General features: G+C 46.5%; 13 protein-coding genes and 5 tRNA genes. 14 read left to right on the forward strand and 4 right to left on the reverse strand.

The features are described from left to right. Positions 1 to 3 precede the first annotated feature (3 nt). Complete coding sequence (locus EIZ48_RS01190) at positions 4 to 555, reverse strand: ECF-type riboflavin transporter substrate-binding protein (RefSeq protein ID WP_160648305.1); 552 nt, start codon at positions 553 to 555, stop codon at positions 4 to 6. Positions 556 to 1,377: 822 nt separating this feature from the next. Here EIZ48_RS01190 and uvrY point away from each other — a divergent pair. From uvrY to EIZ48_RS01220, 6 genes are all read left to right on the forward strand, one after another. Next, positions 1,378 to 2,022: a UvrY/SirA/GacA family response regulator transcription factor gene (uvrY, locus tag EIZ48_RS01195; protein WP_075766377.1), complete on the forward strand. Its 645-nt coding sequence runs from the start codon at positions 1,378 to 1,380 to the stop codon at positions 2,020 to 2,022. Next, positions 2,022 to 3,872: an excinuclease ABC subunit UvrC gene (gene uvrC / locus EIZ48_RS01200; RefSeq protein WP_160648306.1), complete on the forward strand. Its 1,851-nt coding sequence runs from the start codon at positions 2,022 to 2,024 to the stop codon at positions 3,870 to 3,872. The genes uvrY and uvrC overlap by 1 nt, the downstream gene beginning before the upstream one ends. Before the next feature lie 44 nt (positions 3,873 to 3,916). Further along, complete coding sequence (pgsA, locus tag EIZ48_RS01205; protein WP_160648307.1) at positions 3,917 to 4,474, forward strand: CDP-diacylglycerol--glycerol-3-phosphate 3-phosphatidyltransferase; 558 nt, start codon at positions 3,917 to 3,919, stop codon at positions 4,472 to 4,474. 234 nt (positions 4,475 to 4,708) lie between these two features. Further along, positions 4,709 to 4,782: transfer RNA gene (locus EIZ48_RS01210), tRNA-Cys, on the forward strand. Positions 4,783 to 5,165: 383 nt separating this feature from the next. Further along, positions 5,166 to 8,012, forward strand: coding sequence for an FAD-binding and (Fe-S)-binding domain-containing protein (locus tag EIZ48_RS01215; protein WP_160648308.1), 2,847 nt, complete (start codon positions 5,166 to 5,168; stop codon positions 8,010 to 8,012). 716 nt (positions 8,013 to 8,728) lie between these two features. Beyond that, positions 8,729 to 10,315 (forward strand): L-lactate permease, encoded by a 1,587-nt coding sequence (locus EIZ48_RS01220; protein ID WP_160648309.1) that lies wholly within the window; start codon positions 8,729 to 8,731, stop codon positions 10,313 to 10,315. Positions 10,316 to 10,401: 86 nt separating this feature from the next. Here the strand turns inward: EIZ48_RS01220 and EIZ48_RS01225 are convergent, their stop codons facing one another. Further along, positions 10,402 to 11,304, reverse strand: coding sequence for a LysR family transcriptional regulator (locus EIZ48_RS01225; RefSeq protein WP_160648310.1), 903 nt, complete (start codon positions 11,302 to 11,304; stop codon positions 10,402 to 10,404). Positions 11,305 to 11,510: 206 nt separating this feature from the next. Then, the gene (locus tag EIZ48_RS01230) at positions 11,511 to 12,533 is read right to left on the reverse strand and encodes a PTS sugar transporter subunit IIC (RefSeq protein ID WP_075766365.1); all 1,023 of its coding nucleotides are present in this window, start codon (positions 12,531 to 12,533) and stop codon (positions 11,511 to 11,513) included. A gap of 1,012 nt (positions 12,534 to 13,545) precedes the next feature. On the opposite strand from EIZ48_RS01230, the gene EIZ48_RS01235 reads away from it, so the two are divergent. From EIZ48_RS01235 to EIZ48_RS01270, 8 genes are all read left to right on the forward strand, one after another. Beyond that, positions 13,546 to 16,434: a pyridoxal phosphate-dependent class III aminotransferase gene (locus tag EIZ48_RS01235; protein WP_160648311.1), complete on the forward strand. Its 2,889-nt coding sequence runs from the start codon at positions 13,546 to 13,548 to the stop codon at positions 16,432 to 16,434. Between the two features lie 100 nt (positions 16,435 to 16,534). Further along, the gene (locus EIZ48_RS01240; protein WP_160648312.1) at positions 16,535 to 17,779 is read left to right on the forward strand and encodes a carboxynorspermidine synthase; all 1,245 of its coding nucleotides are present in this window, start codon (positions 16,535 to 16,537) and stop codon (positions 17,777 to 17,779) included. 183 nt (positions 17,780 to 17,962) lie between these two features. Next, entirely contained in the window at positions 17,963 to 19,096 is a 1,134-nt protein-coding gene (gene nspC / locus EIZ48_RS01245) for a carboxynorspermidine decarboxylase (RefSeq protein ID WP_160648313.1), read from the forward strand. Between the two features lie 264 nt (positions 19,097 to 19,360). Beyond that, positions 19,361 to 19,434, forward strand: a tRNA-Cys gene (locus EIZ48_RS01250). Positions 19,435 to 19,437: 3 nt separating this feature from the next. Next, a tRNA-Gly gene (locus EIZ48_RS01255) sits at positions 19,438 to 19,528 on the forward strand. A gap of 96 nt (positions 19,529 to 19,624) precedes the next feature. After that, a tRNA-Leu gene (locus tag EIZ48_RS01260) sits at positions 19,625 to 19,711 on the forward strand. An 11-nt stretch (positions 19,712 to 19,722) separates the two neighbouring features. Then, positions 19,723 to 19,796, forward strand: a tRNA-Cys gene (locus EIZ48_RS01265). A 323-nt stretch (positions 19,797 to 20,119) separates the two neighbouring features. Then, positions 20,120 to 20,983, forward strand: coding sequence for a hypothetical protein (locus EIZ48_RS01270; protein ID WP_160648314.1), 864 nt, complete (start codon positions 20,120 to 20,122; stop codon positions 20,981 to 20,983). Between the two features lie 616 nt (positions 20,984 to 21,599). On the opposite strand, the gene EIZ48_RS01275 is transcribed toward EIZ48_RS01270, so the two are convergent. Next, entirely contained in the window at positions 21,600 to 22,460 is an 861-nt protein-coding gene (locus tag EIZ48_RS01275; protein ID WP_160648315.1) for an SDR family oxidoreductase, read from the reverse strand. Between the last annotated feature and the right edge of the window lie 9 nt (positions 22,461 to 22,469).

Raw genomic sequence — 22,469 nt, forward strand, 5'->3', positions numbered from 1 at the left:
GCTCTAGTAAGCCTCTTTCAGGTTGTAGCTCTGTTTTTTTCGCTTAGCAACAGCGGTCAGAATGAAGTGACCGACAACAGCAATGAGGACGGTGTTGCCTGCGGCAATAATGGTCAGCTGAGCCAAGACTTTCGTGAACGGTTCTGCGTAAAGAACGGCGTCTAGAAAGGCCGAGCAGCCATATCCGAGCACGTTGCCTATAAAGGCAAGTAAGATAAACAGGGTGAAATCGAGCTTAGAAAACAGGCCTTTTTCCAGCCGCTCCTTGGTGATTTTCGGGTAGAGCCCGATTAGCATCCCGACAATGCCGGAGCCCAGCACCCAGGTGATCCACACGCCCCAACCAGCAAACAAGTCAGTTACCCAGTGGCCGATGAAGCCCACCAGAAAGCCGACAAGCGGGCCGAATAATACGCTGAATAAAGCTAATACAGCCATAGCCGGTTTGAGTGTGGTGTTAGCAAAAACAGGGATACCAAACATAGGCAGGCCGCCTATACCATATAGCGCTGCGCCGATGGCAATAAGAACCACTGTCTTGGCAGAAAGATTCATGACATAACCTTTAATTTACTCTTTATGGGTATTTTCTTTGTCATGCCTACCTGAAAAGCTCTAGTAGAAGCAGACGGCCGCCAAACTATTCAACAGGAACAAAAAAACACACCAGTGGTGTGTTATTACCTGTGCGCAAATATCCATTTTGAGCAAGTGCGGTTATGTGGGTAGACATAAGCGGTGGCAATCATACATGAAGCAAAGCAATAAAGGAAAGCCTTACATCTAGACGTCTAAATGTTAATCGTTAATCGCAGAATTGATACAAATTTTAGATTTTGTTGAAAATTGAATAATTGTGATGATCTTTTTTTTGGGCTTTCTAAGCTAAAATTGTATCGATAGTTAGACAATGATGCGATTTGGATTCTAGCACGTTATTTTATTTGTCATGTCTATAAGTACTGGATATGAAAAGGGATAATTGTTATTTGTTCGAAAATTGTTCGCGTAAAGCCGATTTTTTCCTATACCTCATAGTGTTATCAGTGATAACTTGCTATTAAGAACATACTCAATATATATGATGTAAGTCTATTTCCCTTTGTGGCAGATAACCTTCTGGATATATTGAATTTTATACTTTATTTTTTTGCATATATGGTAAATACTGCTGTGCAGCATGATTGAGTTTCAAACATGCAAAAAACAGTATTAGAGCCCTTTTTGTCAAGTATGAACTCTAGCGGAAACTTTGCACTGATACACAGAAACAGCATCAGTTCAGATTTCAAGTTAGGGTAAAATTGGGTAAGATCAGTAATAGCTATCCCGCCAATTCTGGCTGGGTGCAGAGCCAAATCATATTGGAGATACAGCTTGATTAATGTATTCCTTGTAGATGATCACGAACTGGTTCGCACAGGGATCCGACGTCTTCTTGAAGATGTCCGTGGTATAAAAGTGGTAGGGGAAGCCGACAGTGGTGAAGAAGCCGTAAAATGGTGCCGTGCTGAACATGCGGATATCATTCTTATGGATATGAATATGCCTGGGATCGGTGGCCTTGAAGCGACACGTAAGATTTTACGCTTTAATCCCGATGTTAAAATTATCGTTTTAACCATTCATACCGAAAATCCGTTCCCGACCAAAGTGATGCAGGCTGGGGCTGCGGGGTACCTGACCAAAGGTGCTGGTCCGGATGAAATGGTCAATGCGATCCGTATGGTGAATAGCGGACAACGCTATATATCCCCTGAAATTGCACAACAAATGGCGCTAAGCCAGTTTGCACCAGATTCTGAGAATCCTTTTAAAGACCTGTCTGAGCGTGAGCTTCAGATCATGATGATGATCACCAAAGGTCAGAAAGTGACAGAGATTTCTGAGCAGCTGAACTTAAGTCCCAAAACGGTTAACAGTTATCGTTATCGCCTGTTCAATAAACTGGACATCAACGGTGATGTAGAGCTGACCCACCTTGCAATTCGTCATGGAATGTTAGACACAGAGACGTTGTAGTGTCCGAATCTGTTGACGAAAAAAGCTTTGATTCAAAAAGCTTTCTCAAAACCGTTACTCATCAGCCCGGCGTATACCGAATGTACGACGAGGCTGACGAGGTCATCTATGTTGGCAAAGCCAAAGATTTGAAAAAGCGCCTGTCGAGCTATTTTCGTATCAATGTGTCGGGAGAGAAAACCCGTGCCTTGGTGAAGAATATCCACAAAGTGGATGTCACCGTAACGCACACTGAGACAGAAGCGCTGATCCTCGAGCACAACTACATTAAGTTGTACTTGCCCAAGTACAATGTATTGCTGCGCGATGACAAGTCCTATCCTTATATCTTCCTTAGCGCGAATGCCCATCCTCGATTGATGATTCACCGGGGAGCCAAGAAACGCAAAGGAGAGTATTTCGGTCCCTATCCTGATTCGGGCGCTGTACGCGAAAGCCTTCACTTGCTGCAAAAAATCTTTCCCGTGCGTCAGTGCGAAGATTCTGTTTATGCCAACCGCAGCCGTCCGTGCCTGATGTATCAGATTGGCCGTTGTCTCGGCCCGTGCGTGAAGGGACTGGTAAGCGATGAAGACTATCAGGAACAGGTGAATTTTGTGCGCCTGTTTCTACAGGGCAAAGACCGTCAGGTTATCGCCTCGATGGTTGAAAAAATGGAACAGGCTAGCCAGCAACTTGCCTTTGAAAAGGCGGCTACCTATCGCGATCAGATCCAGGCTTTGCGCAGGGTCCAGGAGCAGCAGTTTGTCAGCCATGACAACGAAGATGATATGGACGTTATCGGTATTGCCCATGAACGGGGAATGGCTTGTATTCATGCGCTGTATATACGTCAGGGCAAAATCCTCGGCAGCCGCAGTTATTTCCCTAAAATGCCCAATGATGCCGATTTGACGGAAGTACTATCCAGTTTTGTCAGCCAGTTCTATCTTAACCAGGCTGAAGGCCGGGTAATCCCGTCAGTGATTCTGCTGGGTGCCGATCTGGGTGAAGAGAAAACCTTGCTGGCTGATACCTTGACGGAGCTGGCCGGACGAAAGGTTGAGCTGAAAACCCAGTCGCGCGGAAACCGCGCTCGCTATCAGAAGTTGGCGCAAACGAATGCCAACACGGCACTGATCAGCAAGCTGAATCATAAAATGACTATTCAGCAGCGTTTTACGGCACTGAGCGAGGCACTGAAGCTTAATATTCTTGAGCGGATGGAATGTTTCGATATCAGCCATACCATGGGGGAGAAAACAGTTGCTTCGTGTGTGGTGTTTAATCAGGATGGCCCGTTAAAGCAGGAGTATCGCCGTTACAATATCACCGGGATAACAGGGGGAGATGACTATGCTGCAATGGCACAAGTTCTTGCTCGAAGGTATGGAAAACAATTAGATCCAGATAAGATTCCCGACATAATTTTTATCGATGGGGGTAGAGGTCAGCTCTCAAGAGCGTATGATGTAGTTAATCCGTTGATGAAAGAGTGGCCGAAGCGATCAATGTTGGTGGGGGTGGCAAAGGGAACCACACGCAAACCCGGGCTGGAAACCCTACTTTTGGTCACAGGGGAAGAGTTCTCGATGCCGTCTGATTCACCGGCTTTGCATTTGGTCCAGCACATTCGCGATGAAAGCCATAATCACGCGATTAGCGGTCACCGGGCTCAGCGAGCCAAGGTCAGAAAACGTAGTGCATTGGAAGATGTCGAAGGTATTGGACCAAAGCGCAGACAAGCATTATTGAAGTATATGGGTGGTCTACAAGAACTAAAAAGAGCAAGCAGAGAAGAAATCGCTAAGGTACCCGGTATCAGTAAGTCCTTGGCCGAGAAAATTTATGACGCATTGCAACACAGTTAGCTTTGCGGCACCCTAATGAAGTCAATCATAAGAACTAATAAATTATGCGTTTAACGATTCCAAATATCCTCAGCTTCATCCGGCTATTGCTTATCCCATTTTTTGTGGTCACATTCTATTTGCCTTACACCTGGGCGCCGTTCGCGACCGCATTAATTTTCTTTGTAGCCGGGGTGACGGATTGGTTTGATGGGTATCTGGCTCGCAAGCTTAATCAGACGACGCGCTTTGGTGCTTTTATCGATCCTGTTGCTGACAAGGTAATGGTGGCGACGGCAATGGTGCTGGTTGTCGAGCATTATCATTCTCTGTGGGTAACAATCCCTGCTGTGACCATGATTGGTCGTGAGATTATTATTTCGGCGCTTCGTGAGTGGATGGCCGAACTGGGTAAGCGCTCCAGCGTGGCTGTCTCTTGGGTTGGCAAGGTCAAAACAGGATCACAGATGTTTGCGTTGCTTGTTCTGCTTTGGCACCCAAATGAATGGTTAGTGTGGGTTGGTTATATCGCGTTGTATGTGGCAATGGTGCTGACATATTGGTCAATGTACATTTACCTGAAGGCTGCAAAGGACGATTTGCTTAATTCAGAGGATGCCTGAGCAAACGTGAAAGAATTGTAGAAAAGCGGCCACAGGCCGCTTTTTTATTGCTTATAAGCCAGTTACAACAACAGAACGCTTACGGGGTGGCGATGTTTTGCTGTAATTGGTGGAAATTAGAGCAAACGGTTTCATTTTTTCATTTTTTGCGTGACAGCCCCTGTGGGTTCTGTAGAATGGCGCCATACCGAGCAGGGCATGTCTTTGACGGTATGAACAAGAAGTAATAACGAAGGCGCGTTGGCAGAGTGGCTATGCAGCGGATTGCAAATCCGTGGACCTCGGTTCGACTCCGGGACGCGCCTCCATCTCATTCTAGTGAGATGGTATTAGACCAGCCTAGAGCTGGTTTTTTTATGCCTGAAATCTGGCTCTACTTTCTGCACCTCGCACCTCGCACCTCGCACCTCGCACCTCGCACCTCGCACCTCGCACTTTACTCAGACTCCACACTTAGCTTAATCTCGGTTCAGTTGTAGTGCTCGTGGCTGAAGCAATTGAACGCATTGTGGTGATGCTCAATCGATTGATCGACATTTTGCAACGAACTTGTGAATTAAAGGTTATTTATTTACTAAATCACCCTCGATAAACTATGGCTATTACAATAAATGCGTGAATCGCAACGCGAAGCACAAGCCCGACCGATAACAATAGATGCATTATGCATATGGAAGTACACGGAGCCACAATGCAGCAGCCCTACAAGACATTGATTGAGCAATTACAACATCAGATTGATGATAAGCGGATTATTACCGATCCCACCTTAACGTTGGCATACGGTACTGATGCTAGTTTCTATCGCTTGGTTCCCAAGCTAATACTTCAGCTTGATACTCTGGATGAAGTCGTTTACGCGATAAAGGCATGTTACAACCTGAATATACCAGTGACTTTCCGGGCAGCAGGAACAAGCTTATCGGGGCAGGCACTGTCAGATTCAGTGCTTATCACACTTACAAATAACTGGCGCAATCATAAAATCCTCAACGGTGGTGAACAAATCTGGTTACAGCCGGGAGTCATCGGTGCAGAGGCTAATAAGTTCCTGACACCGTACGGACGTAAGATTGGTCCTGATCCGGCGTCTATCAACACCTGTAAAATTGGTGGTATTGCTGCGAATAACGCGTCCGGTATGTGTTGTGGTACGGCGCAAAACAGTTATAAGACACTGGCAGGAATGACTATTGTCCTGGCTGATGGCACCATCCTAAATACCTTGGATGCCGACAGTGTTGCCCAGTTCAAACAAAGTCACCAGGAGTTGCTGGCAGACCTATCGGCTTTGGCCCAGCATTGCCATGATACCCCTGAGCTAGCGGATAAAATCAGGCACAAGTATCGCCTGAAAAATACCACCGGCTACAGCCTTAATTCGCTAGTGGACTATGATGACCCGATCGAGATCCTTCAGCACCTGATGATAGGCTCGGAAGGTACACTTGGTTTTATCGCCGATATTACCTATAACACAGTTGTTGACCATGCTTTCAAGGCGTCGGGACTGTTTGTCTTTGCTGATATCGAAAAAACCTGTCTGGCCGTCAGCGAGCTCAGCAAGACCAACGTTGCCGCCGTCGAACTGATGGATAGCCGTTCACTGGCTTCTGTTGCCGACGAACCGGGCATGCCTGACTTCATTGCACAATTGGGTGCTAACGGAAATGCCGAGGCGGCAGCACTATTAATCGAAATTCATGCCGAAAATGAAGAGGCGCTGTCCTCGCAGGGCGAGGCGTTGACTTCATTGATTAATGCGTATTCACCGATTGAGCAAGTTGCCTTTAGCCGTGATGCGAACGTGTGTGCTCAGCTTTGGGGTATCCGCAAAGGGCTGTTTCCTGCTGTAGGTGCGGTGCGTGAAACGGGCACCACCGTTATCATCGAAGATGTTGCTTTCCCTATTGAACAGCTGGCCCCTGCTGTACGTGAGTTGCAGGAACTGTTCATCAAATATCACTATCACGAAGCGATTATCTTTGGTCATGCCCTTGCCGGTAACTTGCATTTTGTATTCACTCAGGCTTTTGATACGGAAGAAGAGGTAGAACGCTACAGTGCATTTATGGATGCGGTAGCCCAGCTAGTAGCTGTTGACTACCAAGGGTCACTGAAAGCTGAGCACGGTACCGGCCGTAATATGGCGCCGTTTGTCGAGCTTGAGTGGGGCGCAGAGGGTTATGCCCTGATGCAGAAAATCAAGCGTATCTTTGACAGTACCGGCATCCTTAATCCGGGGGTTATTCTCAATGATGACCATCAGGCCCATGTTAAAGATCTCAAGGAGATGCCGGCTGCCGATACCCTGATTGATAAGTGTATTGAGTGCGGCTTCTGCGAACCAGTCTGCCCGTCGCGCAACCTGTCGCTAACGCCGCGGCAGCGTAATACCGTATTTCGTGAGATCAGCCGCTTGCGTCGTACCGATGAAGATCCGGTACGACTGGCAGAAATGGAAAAGTCCTTTAAATACCAGGGAATAAATACCTGTGCAGCCACAGGGCTGTGTGCCGATCGTTGCCCAGTAGGAATTAATACCGGTGATCTGATGCGCAAGCTACGTGAAGACCATTCCGGGATGGCGAAAAGCATAGCGCGTTGGACGGCAAACAACTTTAATGGCATTACTGCAGCTACGCGGGTAGGGCTCAGTGCTGCGAATGGAATGCACTCAGTGCTGGGCAGTAAGAATATGCAGGCACTGTCGAAAGCTGCCCATAAATTATCCGGTCAGAAAATTCCGCTTTGGACGCCGCATATGCCAAGGTCGGCAGGCAAGATGCCGAAGCCCGAGGCGTTGATCATCCATTCGGTGTCTAAGCAAAAAGTCGTCTACTTCCCGAGCTGTGCTTCGAGAAATATGGGAACCGAGAAGAAGGCTATGGATGCGCGACCGTTAGCAGAAGTAACGATGTCGCTGCTTGCAAAGGCAGGTTATGAAGTCGTTCTGCCTAATGACTTGAATAGCCAGTGCTGCGGGATGCCTTATAAGAGCAAAGGGTTTGTTGATACAGCCAATAGCAAGGCCAAACAGCTCGAAGAGGCATTATGGGCAGCATCAGAGCAGGGAACACTGCCTGTGCTAATGGATACCAGCCCATGTGCAAGCCTGAGTAAAGATACGCTACGTAAGGACATTACTATCTACGAGCCGTTCAAGTTTGTGGCGGACTTTGTGATGCCGCGCCTTGATATTACACCTCAGGATGAACCTGTAATGCTGCATATTACCTGTACATCACGCCGTAAAGGGTTGGCCGGAGTCATGCAGCAAGTGACAGAGGCTTGTGCCAATCAGGTAATTATTCCTGAAGATATTCAATGTTGTGGCTTCGCCGGTGATAAGGGCTTTACGACGCCAGAACTCAATGAGTCGGCTCTGTCGCCACTTAAGGCTCAGGTGCCTGACAATTGTAAAGAAGGTTACTCGAATAGCCGTACTTGTGAGATCGGCCTATCAGAGCATAGTGGCATTGAATATCGGTCTATTCTCTATTTAGTCGATAAAGTGAGTCAGGCGCGAACCGGTTAAAATTACAAATTAACTGCTGGTCTTATTCGTAATTTGAAAGAGCAAGCTGAAGTTCAGCTTGCTCTTTTTTATGGATGAATAAATTATCTTTGTTAATATAAATATATTTCAATAAGTATTTAGGGTTAATTCTTGCATTGTTAGAACTTTATCACTGTTTCTTATTGTTCATGTTTAGTCTTAATTTTTCATTTATTTATTATATAAATGAATAGGGCTAATATCTGGGTTTGTTATTTACTTTCATTTGTTAAGGCTATTCTTGCCTGCTGCCTACGTTATTTTGTAAGTTTACAATATTATATTTTTCAACCCTTGATGACGATTGTGATTACTCGAGGTTAAAACGCTATATTTATCTTTTTAATAGTGACTGTTTGCGAAACTTACTGTGTCATATACCTCTTCAATTATGATGGATATCTCCGGGGTTTATGGTTAACTATCTGTTTTATAACTATTGTTCTGATTTAGGTGTTGTATGGATAGGGCGTTGAAATTTAAATTGTAGGCGATAGGTTAATTAACTGTTGTTTGGGTGGTGGTAATAATTAAAAAGGTCATTAAAATATTCAACCCACAATAATAATACACTCAGCCTTCAATAATAAAAATGGATGTGTAGTTTACACGTCAAAGTTAGCAAGACCCGAATTATTATACACATGCTGTTTTATATGGCGATAACTGGGTCTGAATACACGGAGTATATTTTAATGACGTCCCTATTTTTATCGGTGATACCAATTGTTATTCTGATTTGGATGATGACAAAGAAGAATGGCGTACCCTCTCATATCGCTTTGCCTATTACGGCATTAATGGTCGGTGCACTGCAATTGTTTTATTTTGGCACTGATATAACCTTAATCAATGCCAATATCATTGCTGGTATGTTGTCTGCGATCACGCCGATTTCAATTGTTGCGGGTGCCATTCTTTTGAATCGAATGATATACCTGTCAGGTGCAGAGGACGTTATTCGTCGTTGGCTGGAAGGTATTAGCCGTAACCAGGTTGCGCAACTGATGATCATTGGCTGGGCATTTGCCTTTATGATCGAAGGCGCATCCGGCTTTGGTACCCCGGCTGCTATCGCGGCACCTATATTGGTGGGCCTTGGTTTCAACCCGTTGAAGGTCGCCATGTTGGCATTGGTAATGAACTCTGTGCCGGTATCCTTTGGTGCAGTGGGAACCCCAACGTGGTTTGGCTTCTCGAACTTGGGGCTGGATGAGGTCGCTTTGCTAGAAACGGGCAAGATCACGGCGCTTATTCACCTTATCGCTGCCTTTATTATCCCTCCAATGGCATTGCGATTTATCGTAAGTTGGAGTGAAATTCGCCGTAATTACCTGTTTGTGCTTATAAGTACTTTATCTTGTACGGTGCCTTATTTCTTGCTGGCGCAATGGAACTATGAGTTTCCTGCATTGGTAGGCGGTGCCATCGGCCTGGTGCTGTCTGTGATCACGGCGCGAAGTGGTTTTGGTTTGGTCGCAATGCAACCATCCGTGGATAGCAAGGCGTCAGTTCCCGTTGCGGCACGTGATGTGTTCAAAGCAATGACACCGACCATTTTGCTGATTGTGATTTTGATCGTTACCCGCATCAAGCAGTTTGGCATTAAGGGGATGTTAACGGACAGTACTGAGATGTTCAGTGTGTCCTTTGGTCCGCTGGGGGATTTTAGTATCAGCCAGGCGTTGATATTTAAACTCAGCCATATTCTAGGCACAGATGTGTCTTGGGCGTATAAGACACTGTATGTACCCGCGCTTATTCCGTTCCTATTGGTGGTTTTGATCTCAATTCCACTGTTCAGGCTACCAGCCGATGTGGTTAAGCAGATGTTTGCTGAAACTGGAAACCGCATCAAGATGCCATTCATTGCCCTTGTTGGTGCCTTGATTATGGTTAAGCTGATGATGACGGGCGGTGAGAATTCACCCATTATGACAACGGGCCAGGCGTTTTCCGATCTGATGGGAACCAGTTGGCAGTATGTAGCGGCTTATCTTGGTGCGCTTGGCGCTTTCTTCTCGGGATCGGCGACGGTGTCTAACCTTACTTTTGGGGCGATTCAACAAACCATCGCCATTAACGTCGGGTTGCCGCAGACAACTATCTTGGCGTTACAATCGGTTGGTGGCGCTATGGGGAACATGGTGTGTATCAATAACATTATTGCGGTGTCGACTATCCTCGGTATTGCCAATAAAGAAGGTTTTATTATCAAGCGAACGGTTGTACCAATGGTGGTTTACGGTGTTGGCGCTGCGGTAATGAGCACCCTGATTTAGCGGTTTGATATCTGAAAGTGTCGATATAAGTAAAGACAATGTAAGAAAATAAGAGTGTGGCCAGAGATGGCCACACTTTTTAATGCCTAGAACTTATCTTCATGCTGTCGATAGCATTGGTAAAGGTGTTCAATGAATAGCTTTATTTTTGCCGGTTGGTGGCGAGTGTAGGGGTAGATGGCAAAGATACCCAGACACTTCGCGACCTGGTGCTGTAGCACTTCTACCAGTCTTCCTTCTCGCAGGTCGTCGGCGACCAGCACTTTGGGCACATATACCAGTCCTTGTCCTATTAGCGCAGCACGTCTTAGCGCCGAGGCATTATTGGTACTGAAATTGCCGGCGACTTTGACGGTAAAAGGTGACGATGTGCCTTTGAACAGCCATTCGGTGGCTCCCGTTTCTTGATAGGAATAGGCAAGACAGTTGTGATCTGCCAGATCTTGATAGGTCTTTGGCTGGCTGCGACGCTCGAAGTAAGCAGGAGCACCACAGATCACCCAGTGGGCATCAGCGAGTCGACGGGCGATAAAACTTGAATCCGGTAACACGCCGGTGCGGATGGCCAGATCATAGCCTTCTTCGACTATGTCGACAAAACGGTTATCCAGATCCATATGAACCGTTATGTCTGGATATTTCTCGCTGAATTCTGCAATGGCCTGGGGCAAAATCAGTTCGCCGGAAATCGTCGGTACGGTGATTCGTATACTGCCGGAAAGGCTTTCACCGAGGCCGCTCATCGCATCTTCAGCATTTTGCACAGAAAGGTAAACCTCGCGGGCATGGCTGAAGAAGACTTCACCGGCCTCAGTCAGGGTAAGTTTGCGTGTCGTGCGGTATAGAAGCTGTACGCCAAGCTCTTCTTCAAGTCGAGTGATACGTTTACTGACAACAGATTTGGTTAGCCCAACCTGTTCGGCGGCTTTGCTGAAAGAGCCTTGTTCAATCAGGTGGTAGAAAATGAGGAAATCATCAGTGTTTCGCATTATTAGTATACTTTTTGCAACAATGTCTAGGGTTGTTGAATTATAGCAATCAAATGTCAGACATTTAGTAAATGAATGAATTGAGGTGCTCGTTTTGCCCTGTTGATCACGTTAGTGATAACTGAATTAATAAGAAGTATTGCAGAAGAAAAGAAAGGCTTACCAAAGGGTAAGCCTATATCAACTTTGTGTCTTACCTTTGACGATTAGCCATTTACAAACTGTTGTAATGGGACACGGTCAGCCAACAAACGTTTATAGATCTGGTTACCAATTACACCACCGACAACGCCTGCGAAAGCAGCAGCAACTACTGCCATAAACAGTGTTAGCGGATCGTTGAAGGCGATAGAGGCAAGCAGTCCTGGAATTGGTGCTGCACTGCCCGGGGCATCATTGATAATACCGAAGTAGGCGGCGATGGTACCTGCCATGGCCCCACCGAGGAAGTTCGACATAAAAATAGGCACAGGGTTACGGGTAACGATATGGGCCTGAGTGAGAGGCTCCAGCATCACACTGACGGTGTTACTGGACTTACCGAGCTTGAGGCTGTGGAAAATATACCCGTTGGTGAATGAACCACCGACACAAGCGATGGCTGCAATCCCCATCGGCAAGCCCGTCAAACCGAGCATGGCGGTGAGTGCCATTGAGCTGAGCGGTGAAGTACAGACCATCTTGATTAAGCCACCTAGCAAGAAGCCCATGGCAAGCGGCGATAGCAGGGTAGCTTCGGTGATCATATTGGCCAGTGTACCCATCAGCATATCCAGTCCCGGGCTGATGAAGATACCAAGTAGTCTGGCGAGCGGTGCCAGAGTTAAGACTCCGACAATGACATCGACGCCTTCGGGCAGGTATTTCTTAAACAACGGTGTGGCGAAAGAGAACAGGTAACCAGCAATGAAGCCCTCGAGGATCCCGAGGTTGGCCATAGCTAGACCCGTGACGATGGCAAAGACAGGTTGTACTCCCATTCGTAGCATGACGAGGGTAGCTGCCGCTACACCGCCCATGCCACCGACCATGTTGCCAAAATCAGCTAGATACTCGATGCCAAGCAGGTTTCCCATTACATATTTATGAATGGCTTCAACCAGAAAGGTCGCAATGGCGGCATCAGCAAGGCCACTCATAGCCGCACTGCCGTTGGGAGCCTTGAAACTGAATACTGAAAACAAACCCAATGCTGCCAGTAGCGCAGCAATACCGAGGATAATTTCCATATTATTTCCTTATCATTGTTTTTAGGGCGAACGAAAGCAGAGCTACGCCCAAAGTATTAAATTAATAGATGAATGAAGAGAGAAGCTGAAATTAACCGGGATCGGGTATTGTGATTTTGAGGTGGAAGTTGAGTTTTGCCAGAGAGATGAAGTAAGCCATGCTTGACAGACTGTCAGCGTAAGTCTTACCTCAGGGGAGGAGCTGGCCTATACAAGCCGATAGCTTCTTCTTTGACAGAAAATGACTGTTCATAACGATCACCATGCCGAGACGTAGTTTAAATTAACTTTGATTCCTGTTGATTAACCTAACATAACTCTGTTGTATGATTTTTGAACTGCTTCATGTTCTGTTGTGAAATCAGGTTTATATCCTTAAGGCGAGTCACATTGTTTTAAAAAAGTGCAAACGGATGCGGTTAGGTAAAGTGTCGTTATCGCTATATATAAGAGAGGATAATCTCAGTTTTGATAGGGGCGGGCAGCTTGTGAAATAACACTTGGCATCCAGACACACAATATGTTACTTTTCTGCGCAATCTCAGGGGCAGTATTACTGAGACATATGCGTTGTGATGAATTCAGGCTGATTGTGTCACAACGTGCCGTAGGTACTGGCGAACCTTTCGTCAGTAGAAGGGCATTAATAGCGCGGACCTGCCAGCAAATAGAGCAGGAGCATATTGAAGGAACCCAACATTGAAAACTCTAACATTGAAAACCCAAATCAGCTTAGTCTTACCTAACTGCAGTATTATTACTGAACCTTGATATTTCCTATCTAAATCATTTCAGCTTTTTGCTGTAAACCTGTTACCTCATTAGCTTTTGGCTGATGGTATCTTTGTGTTTACCGGCAGGAAAAGAATACCTGACATCCTATTGACCCTTTATATGGCTGTGTAATTTATTAACCTGATTGCATGCTATATACGTTGAGTCGGATAGTACCTCAGGTATGTTCTGCCGAACGTCATGTTTCATATGACGTGTTAATTATTGGATGACACCCATGAGTAATGTGTTTGATTTAGACGATATCAAGCTAGCCTCAAACGTACCGGTTGTACATGAATTGTACGATTTGACACCCGATGAACTTCTGCTGAGCCAGGAGCATTATGAGTCGGAAGTGCGCTCCTATCCGAGAAGGCTGCCACTTGCTATCAAGAAAGCATCAGGCGCACTGGTGGAAGATAGCCGCGGCCAACTCTTTCTGGATTGTCTGGCTGGTGCCGGAACACTGGCTCTGGGTTACAACCACCCAGAAATCAATCAGGCAATTATCGAACAGCTAAACCAGGGGCTGCCGTACCAGACTCTGGATATGACAACCCCGGCCAAAGATAAATTCATCAAAGAAGTGATGAACTTCCTGCCGGATGATTTTGCAGCCAACGCCCGTATTCAGTTCTGTGGCCCTTCCGGTGCCGATGCTGTAGAGGCGGCGATTAAACTGGCCAAGCAAACCACTGGCCGAAACACGATGGCGGCTTTCCATGGTGCCTACCATGGTATGACTAACGGAACCATGGCATTGATGGGTAACCTGGGGACGAAAGAGCGTCGTCAGGGGCTGATGGCAGATGTCCATTTCCTGCCGTTCCCATATAGCCTGCGTTGCCCGTTCGGCCTGAAAGGCAATGAAGGGGCCAAACAAAGCATTCGCTATATCGAGCGTATGCTGAGTGATGATGAAAGTGGTGTACAGAAACCCGCGGCGATCATTGTCGAGCCTGTACAGGGCGAGGGTGGGGTGATCCCGGCTCCGGCTTTCTGGCTACAAGAGCTGCGTCGTATCACCAAAGAACATGGCATTCTGTTGATCCTTGATGAAATCCAGTGTGGTATCGGTAAAACCGGTCACCGTTTTGCGTTCGAAGAATCAGGTATTACCCCAGATATTCTTTGTTTGTCGAAAGCTGTTGGTGGCGGTTTGCCGATGTCTGTACTGCTATTCGATAAGTCGATTGATACCTGGCGCCCGGGAGAGCATACCGGCACATTCCGAGGCAACCAGTTGGCGATGGCGACCGGTGCCAAGGCACTAGAGATTATTCGTCGTGATCACCTGGTAGAGCATGCCGAGAAAGCAGGTCAGTACCTGCGTGAAGGCTTGGAGCGCATTGCTGGTTACACCGATTGCATCGCAGAAGTGCGTGGCAAAGGGCTGATGCTGGGTGTTGAGATTGTTAAGCCAAACAATCAGAAGAACAAGTTCGGTGAGCCAGAGGCCGATCCGGAAATGACGGCAAACATCCAGCGCGCTGCATTGGAACGTGGCCTGATCATCGAAAAAGGCGGACGTCAGGGTGCTGTGCTGCGTTTTCTTCCGCCGCTGATTATTAGCTACGAGCAGATTGATTTTGCCCTCGATGCGTTGAGCAAGGCCATTCTTGCTACCGCTGGTCCGGCAACAATTAAAGAAGCCAATGCGGAATCGGATCAAGAGCAGTGGCGTTCGTACTTCATCCACACTGGTGAAGGCGGTGCAGATGAGCTTGAGATTGCGCTAAACCAGACCACACAAGTTCTGAAACAAGTTTTCGAAGCGGCTGATGCGCCGTACTCAGGGCTCGAGCCGCTGGTACTGAAAAACTTGATCAACAACATCGAGCTGGACGATCAGCAGCTGCCGCTGGAAACAGTCATTGAGCAGACTGGAGAACTGATCGCCAAGAACTCGATCATGGTCCAGCATCCAAGCTGTATTGCGCATCTGCATACACCGCCTTTATTGCCAGCGGTTGCCGCCGAGGCATTTATCAGCTCATTGAATCAATCAATGGACTCATGGGATCAGGCAAGTTCTGCAACTTATGTGGAACAGAAAGTTGTCGATTGGCTGTGCGGTGTTTATGAGCTTGGCGAGCAGGCTGATGGTGTGTTTACCAGTGGTGGTACCCAGAGCAACCTGATGGGTTTGTTGCTGGCACGTGACTGGGCGGCAGATACGATTTCTGGCCATAATATCCAAAAAGAAGGTTTGCCGGATTATGCGGGCAAGCTGCGTATCCTGTGTTCTAAGAAGTCTCATTTCACGGTACAGAAATCTGCATCGCTGCTTGGTCTGGGTGAACATGCCGTGGAGTGTGTGGATACCAACCCAGATGGCACAATCAAGCTGGCCTCGCTGGTGACGACCATTGAGTCGATGAAAAGCGAAGGCTTGATGCCGTTTGCTCTTGTGGGGACAGCAGGGACGACCGATCACGGTGCGATTGATGATTTGGCCGGTCTGGCGGATGTTGCCCAGCAGCACAACCTGTGGCTGCATGTTGATGGCGCCTACGGTGGTGCGTTGATCCTGAGCCGCCATAAGACGCGCTTGCACGGTATTGAGCGAGCAGATTCGCTCAGCGTGGACTTCCATAAGTTGTTCTATCAGCCAATCAGCTGCGGTGCGGTATTGCTCAAAGACAAAGAGCACTTTAAATACCTGCTGCACCATGCTGATTACCTGAATCGTGAAGATGATCTGCTGCCAAACCTGGTCGACAAGTCGATTGCTACTACTAAGCGATTTGATGCACTGAAAGTGCTGATGACGATGCAGTGTGTGGGCACCCAGGCGCTTGGCGCTATGTATGATCATTTGCTGGGACAGGCGCAGCAGGTTGCCGATCTGATCAATCAGTCTACTGACTTTGAGTTGTTGGCCGATCCCGCATTGTCGACGGTATTGTTCCGCTCTCTTGGCGATCAAACAGTCGATATCGATCAGTTCAACAAGCAGCTCCGTATTGAAGCTTTGGTGAAAGGTGTTGCCGTATTGGGCGAAACGGTAGTGGACGGCAAAGTGGCGCTTAAGTTCACGATTCTTAACCCGTGTCTGACGATGGCTGATTTCGAAACCTTACTTAACAATATTAATGACCTGGCCCGTACGCTGGTTGATTAATTGATTTACTAACAATAGGTGCTGCTACGCACTGGCTGATAACAGCGGTAGCGGCACCAGCGTTCTAAAACGTATTGATTATTAACGGAAGAAAATAACGATGGCTATTTTACAAATTGGTGCTGGCGGTGTTGGCTGGGTAATTGCGCACAAAGCGGCTCAAAACAACGAGGTACTTGGTGATATTACGATTGCATCACGTACAGTTTCTAAGTGTGAAAAGATCATTGAATCGATCCAAAAGAAAAACAACCTTAAAGATCCTTCTAAGAAACTGGAAGCACGTGCTGTTAACGCCGATGATGTTGAAGCTCTGGTTGCCCTGATCAAGGAAGTTAAGCCTGATCTGGTTATCAACGCCGGTCCTCCGTGGGTGAACATGGCAATCATGGAAGCGTGTTACCAGGCTAAGGTGTCTTACCTGGATACCTCTGTAGCGGTTGACCTGTGCTCTGAAGGTCAGCAGGTTCCTCAGGCCTACGATTGGCAGTGGGGCTACCGCGAGAAATTCAAGGAAGCGGGTATCACAGGTATTCTTGGTGCCGGCTTCGATCCGGGTGTAGTAAGCGTATTTGCCGCGTATGCGGTTAAGCACCTATTTGATGAAATCGACACTATCGATGTGATGGATGTTAACGCCGGTGATCACGGCAAGAAGTTCGCGACTAACTTCGACCCGGAAACAAACATGCTGGAAATCCAGGGCGATTCTTTCTACTGGGAAGAAGGTGAATGGAAGCAGGTTCCGTGTCATACCCGTATGATGGAATTTGATTTCCCGAACTGTGGTAGTCATAAAGTCTATTCAATGGCGCACGATGAAGTTCGCTCTATGAAGGAATTCATTCCTGCCAAGCGTATTGAGTTCTGGATGGGCTTTGGTGACAAATACCTGAACTACTTCAACTGCATGCGTGATATCGGCCTGCTAAGCCCAGACCCGGTAACGCTACAAGACGGTACTGTGGTTGAGCCGCTGAAAGTACTGAAGGCTATCCTGCCAGATCCAACGTCTCTGGCGCCGGGCTATACCGGCAAGACCTGTATCGGTACTTGGGTTCAGGGTAAGAAAGACGGCAAAGCGCGTAGCGTGTTCATCTACAACAATGCCGATCACGAAGTGGCTTACGAAGATGTTGAGCATCAGGCGATTTCTTACACCACCGGTGTTCCGGCTATTTCTGCTGCGCTTCAGTACTTCCGCGGTACTTGGGCAGAAGCTGGCGTGTTCAATATGGAACAGCTAGACCCGGATCCGTTCCTGGAAACAATGCCGGGTATCGGTCTGGACTGGCATGTACAGGAGCTGGAAGTAGGCCAGCCTTTGATCAACATCCTGAAGTAATGATTTGTGCTGGCTCTTTTATCTGATAGCTGTGTTGGAAGTGCTCATTTACGTTCGTAAACTCCGCGCTTCCGCCTTGCTCTAAGACAAAATAGCGGCGCACAGCTAAGTAAGATCATTATTTTAAGTAATTGAATTAATAAAGCCGGTGTCGGTCACGACATCGGCTTGTTGGTAATTAAAATGCAGAAAACTGATCTAAAAACCCCTTTCTTCATGATTGATGAAGAAAAGTTGATTGCCAATCTGGAGAAGGCCAAGCTGCTGAAAGAGCTGTCTGGTGTGAAGCTGGTGTTGGCTCTGAAGTGTTTCTCGACCTGGGGCGTATTCGACATCATCAAGCCTTATTTGGACGGTACGACCAGCAGTGGTCCGTATGAAGTGAAGCTGGGTTATGAAACCTTTGGTGGCGAGACACACGCATACAGCGTTGGCTACAGCGAAGATGACGTCAAAGAAGTGGCTGATATCTGCGACAAGATGATTTTCAATTCGCAAAGCCAGCTGGCGGCTTACCGCCATCTTGTTGAAGGCAAGGCATCGTTGGGGCTGCGTTTGAACCCGGGTGTGAGCTATGCCGGTCAGGACTTGGCAAACCCGGCGCGTAAGTTCTCGCGCTTGGGTGTTCAGGCAGACAATATCGATCCGTCCGTGTTTGAAACGCTGGACGGTGTGATGTTCCACATGAACTGTGAGAACAAAGATGTTGATGCCTTTATCGCTTTGCTTGACGCCATTTCTGAGCAGTTTGGCTCGTATCTGAATAAGCTAGACTGGGTGAGTCTGGGCGGTGGAGTGTTCTTTACCTGGCCGGGTTACCAGCTTGAAAAGCTGGCTGCGGCATTGAAGGCCTTCTCTGAAAAGCACGGAGTTCAGCTTTATCTGGAGCCGGGTGAGGCTATCATCACCAAGACGACGGATTTGGTCGTTACTGTGGTTGATATCGTTGAAAACGAAGTCAAGACAGCGATTGTAGACAGTGCGACGGAAGCGCACCGTCTTGATACCTTAATTTACGATGAGCCAGCCTCTATCGCAGAAGCAAGCGAGAGCGGTGATCATCAGTATGTGATTGGTAGCTGCTCGTGTCTGGCGGGCGACCAGTTCTGTGTGACTCAGTTTGAGCAGCCGTTGGAGATTGGTCAGCGCCTCCATATTATGGACAGCGCAGGCTATACCATGGTGAAGTTGAACTGGTTTAATGGTTTGAAGATGCCGTCGGTGTACTGCCAGCGTCAGAATGGGGACATCGAAAAACTGAACGAGTTTGGCTACGATGACTTTAAGCGCTCGCTGTCACAGTGGAGTGTCAGCTAGTTCAGCTCCGATTTTGAATCATAAAGGCCGCATTGCGGCCTTTATTGTTTTAAGCTGTGCGTCTTCAGTGCAAACAGGGCGTGTTGTGTTATTGATCAGTTTTTGCGTGGTTTATCGCTGCTTTTGTTGCTTTTTGAGCAGTTGAAAGAAAATCGACATTTTTTCATTGACTCATTATTTAAAATCAGTAAATTACACCACGTACCGCAGCGGGGAGACTTGTTAAGCGGTAAGTCGAAAGACTGCTTTTATATGTAATACGAAGGCGCGTTGGCAGAGTGGCTATGCAGCGGATTGCAAATCCGTGGACCTCGGTTCGACTCCGGGACGCGCCTCCATTTGCGACACTAGCTCAGCTGGTAGAGCGCAACCTTGCCAAGGTTGAGGTCACGCCTAGTTCCTCGAAGATCAGGAACCTCGTGTGTCGCTCCAAATTTTGCGATATTGATGTACTCAGTATCAAAGATGGTGTCTAACCGCTTTTTTATAAAGCACATTGGTTAGGAGCATCGCAATCAAGAATTGCGTGCCCTGGTGGTGGAATTGGTAGACACAAGGGATTTAAAATCCCTCGACGTTCGCGTTGTGCCGGTTCAAGTCCGGCCCGGGGCACCATCTAAATGTAAGGCGCGTTGGCAGAGTGGCTATGCAGCGGATTGCAAATCCGTGGACCTCGGTTCGACTCCGGGACGCGCCTCCATATTTATGGCTAAGCCATACAAATTAAACCAGCCTAGTGCTGGTTTTTTTGTGTTTGGAATTCAGAGAAACTACGCTCTGAAATCTTCCCTCCATTTTATCTCTTGTTCTTCGTGTTATTTTTCTGTGCTTACCTATATGAAATATCAATGATCAAGGATGATATGATGCTTGTCACGAATTTTGGGTTAAATTTTGTTGAGCATTCCATTGCTTTATCATATTCAGAAACGGGAGTAGTTGTGTAGTGATGGGCGGAGTAGACTGAGCCTCTTAATAAATATATAGACTAGATTAACAATGTTCAGAATATGTTATAAGTGTTTGGTAAGTGCTGTTTTATGTCTTATTCCGGTTGTCAGTTTTGCCGGAGTTAAGATTGACTGGGAGACTGTCGAGAATAGAAACCTAGAAGTAATTATTGAGCGACACAAAGTTCAGGATTTTGTTTTTAAAGAGCTGTTGCCCTCCGATGCGAAGAAGTTTCCTACTGAACTTGAACAATTACACTCGGAAGATTGGGCAGTAGTGACAACAAATGTTAAGACCGGCTTTGAGGGGAATGATAAAGCTATTCCTATATGGATTAATTTTATCAGCCAGGAACATCGTATTTCAGACGATACCTCTGAAATTCTTATACCAAGTATCAAGTCGCATGCGAAGGACTATTCTGGTATTAGCATGAAAGGTGAGATAAGTAATCAAGGTAAGACAGTTTTTCATACTGTAAGTCCTGATGAAGTGTCTAAAGAGACCAAAGAATCTCTGAAACTGGTATTTGCAAAGCTGATGAATATGCAGCCTAGAATAAGTTTGGATTTAGAATATGGTAAGCCTTATGTGGTAAAAAATGCGTTGGATGAGGATTTTTTCGGTGTGATGGGAATGCGCGGTGAGTTGGTGACCACTTACACTTTAAATGGAACTAAAGATGGCATTGCTCAGATCAGTTATGTCAGTGATATTCAGATAGATCTTACAATTACTTCAGAACAGAGTGAATTAGGTACAGATATTTCTCCTAAGGCAACTACTAAGGGGGAAATTTTCTATGATATACAAAACAGGCTGGTACGAGTTCATAAGATGACAACTTTAAGTGAAGGTGTGATCCCTTATGCTTCTGCAAAAGTTGATATGAAACTGATTCAAACCGATATTATCCGAAATGAGCTACTGCAATGAATAAGTGAGCTTTTATTGATTGTAATCCAAGATATGCCCAATCTAGCGAGTTTAACTGCTTGAGACCGAGAACTCTTTCCTGAGTTTGTTTAAGGTGTATTCGAAGAATTTGGGAGTATAGTTTCACCATAGTAAACCAGCCTATCGCTGGTTTTTTGTGTTTGAAGAAAGCTAGCTTCACTTCTGTCTGAGGGATAATAACCTAACCGCTAACGGGGAGCTGCGAATGCGCCCCATGATCCCACGGGCGCAATATTAATGTGAGAAGTTCCAGGAAAGAAGTGATTCGAGATCTGGCTCTGGTTTAGCCAGTTCTTTCATGCACTGAACCAGGTAGTCGTACAAGAACAGTCCATTGGAGTTTTGTCGCAAAGCTACCTAATGCTTTGCGGCAAAACTTCTTTTCTATGGAATTTATATCGGCACAACACAGGGGGGTGCCGATATATTCTATGCAGAGTTTTTTAACTTCGTATGAAGAACAGAAAGATTAAAGTCAGGTGCTAAGTAATTAGATGGTATGCCCTATTGCTCCACTATGCTTGACTATGTCGTGTAGATAAAATACCAATATAATAAGCATACACATTGTCGGAATTTATTTAGGCAATACATCTTACAATGACAAAGCTTTTGAAACGGCCAGCTCAAAATCCTCCTGACAAAGCTCCCTGCTTAATTTGTCAAAGTAAACAGAATCTTCTCCTGCTGGTACTCGTGCCTTGAGTTCCTGCCCCTCAACAATGGATAAGACGGATTTTGCGACAGAGGCTGGTGAAGGGCCGTTATTAATTTTATCTACCACCTGCGGTAGCAGAGTATTTGCCTGACTGGCATATGGCGACTCCTGACTGGTTGTAACAGAATTAGCTTGGAGGCCATTTTTAACAAAGCCAGTTTTAAATAACCCTGGCGCTACAGTGTGAACCTTAATGCCAAACGGAGCCAGTTCATATCGAAGAGAATCAGTGATACCTTCAACCGCATATTTACTGGAGTTATAATGAGTGAGTAAGGGTAAGCCCATTTTACCCAGGAAGGAACTCACGTTCACAATGATCCCAGATTTTTGCTCGCGCATAAAAGGAATAACGGCTCTGCATGTTCTTAAAATGCCGAAGACATTTACATCAAACTGTTGTATAAACTCTTCGTCCGTACCTTCTTCGACACTTGCCACCAGACCATAACCCGCGTTGTTAACTAAAATGTCCAGTGTGCCTGCATGCTGGATAATAAAGTTTATTGCATCTTCTACGTCCTGAGTTTTAGTGACATCACACACAACCGGTGTAATCGGCAGATCATGTTGTTCAAACACTACTTTTAACTCGGCTGCTTTTTCTAAGCTGCGAACACTACCGTAAACCTGATAGTTATTTCTGGCAAACAGTATTGCTGTTTCAAGGCCCATTCCAGAGTTTGCCCCTGTAATGAATACTACTTTGTTTTCTTTAGGTTGAGCATCAAAAGTCATTTCTTTCTC

The organism is Photobacterium alginatilyticum, from assembly GCF_009910675.1.
GTDB lineage: Bacteria > Pseudomonadota > Gammaproteobacteria > Enterobacterales > Vibrionaceae > Photobacterium > Photobacterium alginatilyticum.

What these genes read in the sequence shown, in the direction of transcription:
- EIZ48_RS01190 (WP_160648305.1), bottom strand. Translation starts at nt 555, where the DNA reads ATGAATCTTTCTGCCAAGACAGTGGTTCTTATTGCCATCGGCGCAGCG.
- pgsA (WP_160648307.1), top strand. Translation starts at nt 3,917, where the DNA reads ATGCGTTTAACGATTCCAAATATCCTCAGCTTCATCCGGCTATTGCTT.
- EIZ48_RS01215 (WP_160648308.1), top strand. Translation starts at nt 5,166, where the DNA reads ATGCAGCAGCCCTACAAGACATTGATTGAGCAATTACAACATCAGATT.
- EIZ48_RS01220 (WP_160648309.1), top strand. Translation starts at nt 8,729, where the DNA reads ATGACGTCCCTATTTTTATCGGTGATACCAATTGTTATTCTGATTTGG.
- EIZ48_RS01225 (WP_160648310.1), bottom strand. Translation starts at nt 11,304, where the DNA reads ATGCGAAACACTGATGATTTCCTCATTTTCTACCACCTGATTGAACAA.
- EIZ48_RS01230 (WP_075766365.1), bottom strand. Translation starts at nt 12,533, where the DNA reads ATGGAAATTATCCTCGGTATTGCTGCGCTACTGGCAGCATTGGGTTTG.
- EIZ48_RS01235 (WP_160648311.1), top strand. Translation starts at nt 13,546, where the DNA reads ATGAGTAATGTGTTTGATTTAGACGATATCAAGCTAGCCTCAAACGTA.
- EIZ48_RS01240 (WP_160648312.1), top strand. Translation starts at nt 16,535, where the DNA reads ATGGCTATTTTACAAATTGGTGCTGGCGGTGTTGGCTGGGTAATTGCG.
- nspC (WP_160648313.1), top strand. Translation starts at nt 17,963, where the DNA reads ATGCAGAAAACTGATCTAAAAACCCCTTTCTTCATGATTGATGAAGAA.
- EIZ48_RS01275 (WP_160648315.1), bottom strand. Translation starts at nt 22,460, where the DNA reads ATGACTTTTGATGCTCAACCTAAAGAAAACAAAGTAGTATTCATTACA.